At 69.1% G+C, this 3,463-nt stretch carries 4 protein-coding genes; 1 reads left to right on the forward strand and 3 read right to left on the reverse strand.

All coding sequences use genetic code 11. The annotated features are described in order from the left end of the window. Nucleotides 1–42 precede the first annotated feature (42 nt). A complete protein-coding gene (locus QZT59_RS15800; protein WP_290818582.1) occupies nt 43–783 on the forward strand; it encodes an SDR family oxidoreductase in 741 nt (246 codons plus the stop codon). Between the two features lie 15 nt (nt 784–798). Here QZT59_RS15800 and nadC read toward each other — a convergent pair whose 3' ends face one another. The 3 genes from nadC to nadA all read right to left on the reverse strand — a co-directional run. Continuing rightward, a complete protein-coding gene (gene nadC, locus QZT59_RS15805) occupies nt 799–1,605 on the reverse strand; it encodes a carboxylating nicotinate-nucleotide diphosphorylase (protein ID WP_290818583.1) in 807 nt (268 codons plus the stop codon). A gap of 1 nt (nt 1,606) precedes the next feature. Beyond that, nucleotides 1,607–3,142: an L-aspartate oxidase gene (locus QZT59_RS15810; RefSeq protein ID WP_290818585.1), complete on the reverse strand. Its 1,536-nt coding sequence runs from the start codon at nt 3,140–3,142 to the stop codon at nt 1,607–1,609. Further along, a partial coding sequence (nadA, locus tag QZT59_RS15815; protein ID WP_290818587.1) for a quinolinate synthase NadA occupies nt 3,139–3,463 on the reverse strand: 325 nt, incomplete at its 5' end. The genes nadA and QZT59_RS15810, both read right to left, overlap by 4 nt.

A 3,463-nucleotide genomic window follows, 5' to 3' on the forward strand; every position in this document is an offset into this window, starting at 1 on the left:
CACTCCCACAGAGCTAACCCGCAACGGCCCGAAAAAGCGGACATGGCGGATCGATCACTCTCCGACGATGTCGCCGTGGTGACCGGTGCCAGCACCGGGATCGGCGCGGCGACCGCGCGGGAACTTGCGAGCCGGGGTGCAGACATCGTCCTCGCGGCCCGGAGCGAACAGCGTTTGGACGCACTTGCCGAGGAGATCGAACGCGAGTACGGAACCACCGCGCTCGCAGTTCCCACTGACGTCCGCGAACGGGACCAGGTGGAGACGCTGATCGAGGCCGCCGTCGAGGAGCTGGGTGGAGTGGACACCCTCGTCAACAACGCCGGACTCGCCCGGGGATCGGACGTCGAGACGATGACCGACGACGAGTACCGGACGATGATGGAGACGAACGTCGACGGCGTCTTCTACGCGACCCGGGCCGCCCTGTCACACCTCCGGGCTGCGTCGGGCCACCTCGTGTTCGTCGGCAGCTTCGCGGGGCAGTACCCCCGGCCGTTCAATCCCGTCTACGCCGCGTCGAAGTGGTGGGTCCGGGGGTTCGCGCTGAGCGTCGCCGCCGCTGCTGGCGACGACGACGTGGCGGTCACCGTCGTCAACCCTTCGGAGGTCCGCACGGCGTTCGGCAGCGAGTACGGCGAGCCCTTCGCCGACCGGTTCGACCCGGGCGAGGTCACCGAGCCAGAAGAGGTCGCCGAGGCCATCGCCTTCGCCGTGACCCGTGAAGGCTCGACGGTGAGCGAACTCGACGTTTACAGGCGGGACAAGCTGACGTTTTTCTGAGCGGCTTCTGTTGGCTTACCCCGTCCGGAACGAGTAATCCAGCGCGGGTGCCGAGTGAGTGAGCGATCCCATCGAGATGACGTCGACGCCCGTTTCGGCGTAGGCGGGAACGTCCGCTATCGTGATGCCGCCGCTGGCCTCCGTGAGCGCTTCGTCGCCGACGAGATCGACCCCGGTTGCGACTTCCTTGGGCGCGAGGTTGTCCAGCAGCACGATGTCCGCGCCAGCTTCGGCGGCTCGCTCGGCGTCTCCGGGGGACTCGACCTCGACCTCGATTTGCGTGGCAAAGGAGGTCCGCTCGCGCAGGCGGGAGACGGCCTCTTCCAGCCCGAGTTCGGCGACGTGGTTGTCCTTGATCATCACCATGTGTGAGAGGTCGAGCCGGTGGGTATCGCCGCCACCCGCGGCGACGGCGCGCTTCTCGATCCCCCGGAGCCCGGGCGTGGTCTTGCGAGTCGCCGCGATAGCCACGTCGGGGTCGACCTCGCGGGCGGCGTCGACGGCGGCCCGGGTCCGGGTGGCGATCCCCGAGGCGTGGCCCGTGACGTTGACCGCGACGCGCTCGCCCCGCAGGACCTCGCGGGCTGGCCCCTCGACGACGAGGACCGTCTCTCCCTCGTCGATCCGGGTGCCGTCCGTGGCCGCGTCCGCTATTTCACAGCCGAGATACGCGAAGACGGCCGTCGCGGCGTCCAGCCCGGCGACGACGCCCGCCTCTTTGGCCACGAGTCGGCCCTCCGTCTCGCCAGGCACGTCGTTGGTCACGTCGTGATGGCCTAGATCCTCCCGGAGCCAGGCTTCGATCTGTGAGTCGGTAATCATCTCAATCAGCAGTAGCCTCCGCTTCGGCCTGTTCGTCTTCGACGACGTGATGACAGCCGACCGACTCGGGGTTGTCGGCGGCCGCCCGGGTTACCAGCAGGGCCGTCACGGCGGCGTTGCGGAGTTCGTACAGCGAGCGGGATGTCCGAGTACGGACGTAGGCGTCGACCTCACCCTTGAGCCGCCGGAGGACCGCGCCCGCACGCCGGAGGCCGTCCGGGGACCGCTGGAGGCCGACGTATTCGTCCATGACCCGCTGGAGGCGGATGAACTTCTCGGCGGCGAACCGGTCCGGCAGGTCGGGATCCCGGTCAAGCAGTTCGGGGGCCTCGACGGTTTCGGGCGGTTTGCCTGCCGCGTCGGCCCCCGCGCGCAGCCCCCAGACGAGCCCTTCGAGCAGGGAGGTCGAGCCGAGCCGGTTCGCGCCGTGGACGCCGGTTCGGGCGCACTCGCCGACCGCGTACAGCCGGGCGAGGCTCGCGCGACCATGGAGGTCGACGTCGATTCCGCCACAGAGAAAGTGCTGGGTGGGCGCGACCGGAATCTCGGGGAGGTCGACGCCCGCTTCGTCACACAGGGCCGCGAGGTCCGGGAATTCAGCACGGAAGTCGAGTCCGGACACGTCGAGGACGACTTCGCCCGTGTGCTCGCGCTCGCGGGCGACCGCCCGCGCGACCACGTCACGGGGCGCGAGTTCGGCGTCCTCGTGGTACTCGGGCATGAATCGCTCGCCCTCGCCGTTTGCCAGAACTGCGCCCACGCCGCGGACGGCCTCGGAAACCAGGAATGAATTTCCATCGCCCTCGGGCGGCGCGTACGCGGTGGGGTGGAACTGGACGAACTCCATGTCAGCAACGTCGGCACCGGCCAGCGCGGCCATCGCGATGCCGTCGCCGGTCGCGCCTTCGGGGTTCGTCGACCGACCGTAACAGGCGCCGATGCCGCCGGTCGCCAGGATCGTAGCGCCGGCATAGACCGGCTCGCCCGCTGGCGCGGGCTCGCCGTCCGGGGTGGTGTCGAGGACGGCCCCGTACACCCGGCCCTCGTGGGTAACCAGATCGAGCGCGGCAGTGTCCTCCAGAATCTCGATTCGGTCGTGGTCGTCCAGGTAGTTCAGAAACGGCCGGAGGACGTGTTCGCCGGTCGAGGCGTCGACGTGAAGGATGCGCTCTTCGGAGTGGGCCGCCTCGCGGGCGTAATCGAAGGATCCGTCAGGTCCATCGAACGGAACGTCCAGCGTCTCGACGAGCACGTCCCGAACCGCCGAATCGGCCTCCGAGACGAGTACGTCGACTGCCTCCTCGTCGGCGGTGCCGTCGCTGGCGGCGATGATGTCCTCTTTGAGCGATTCCGGATCGCCCCGGGCTGTGGCAATCCCGCCCTGAGCCCAGTCGGTCGCGGCGTCCTCAGGGCGTTCGGCTTTCGTGACGAGCAGGACCTCTGCCCCCTCGCGGGCCGCTCCGAGAGCGGCGGCACAGCCGGCGATCCCCGAGCCGACCACGAGCACCTCGGCCTCTCTCGTTCCGGGTGCGCTCATTCCGGCTGCACCTCCAGCATCCGATCCAGCGCGACCTGGGCGAGCTCCTGTTCGCGCTCGGGGACCCGGATGACGTTGCGCTCGCGGCCCTCGACGAGCTCTTCGAGAATCCAGGTCAGGTAGTTGGGATCGATCTGACGCATCGCGTTACAGTCCATGCAGGCGTCGCCACAGAGGGGCAGCACCTCCACCTCGGGATACCAGCGGTCGAGGTGCTTTGCGAGGTGGATCTCGGTGCCGATGGCCCAGGTTTCCCCGGGGTCGGCGCTGGCGACGGTCTCGCGGATCGTCGCGGTCGAGCCCACCACGTCGGCGGCCTCG

The sequence above is a fragment of the Halovivax sp. genome (genome assembly GCA_007119345.1).
Lineage (GTDB): Archaea > Halobacteriota > Halobacteria > Halobacteriales > Natrialbaceae > Halovivax.

Coding starts and splice junctions, on each gene's coding strand:
- QZT59_RS15800 (WP_290818582.1), top strand. CDS start 43: ATGGCGGATCGATCACTCTCCGACGATGTCGCCGTGGTGACCGGTGCC.
- QZT59_RS15810 (WP_290818585.1), bottom strand. CDS start 3,142: ATGAGCGCACCCGGAACGAGAGAGGCCGAGGTGCTCGTGGTCGGCTCG.
- nadC (WP_290818583.1), bottom strand. CDS start 1,605: ATGATTACCGACTCACAGATCGAAGCCTGGCTCCGGGAGGATCTAGGC.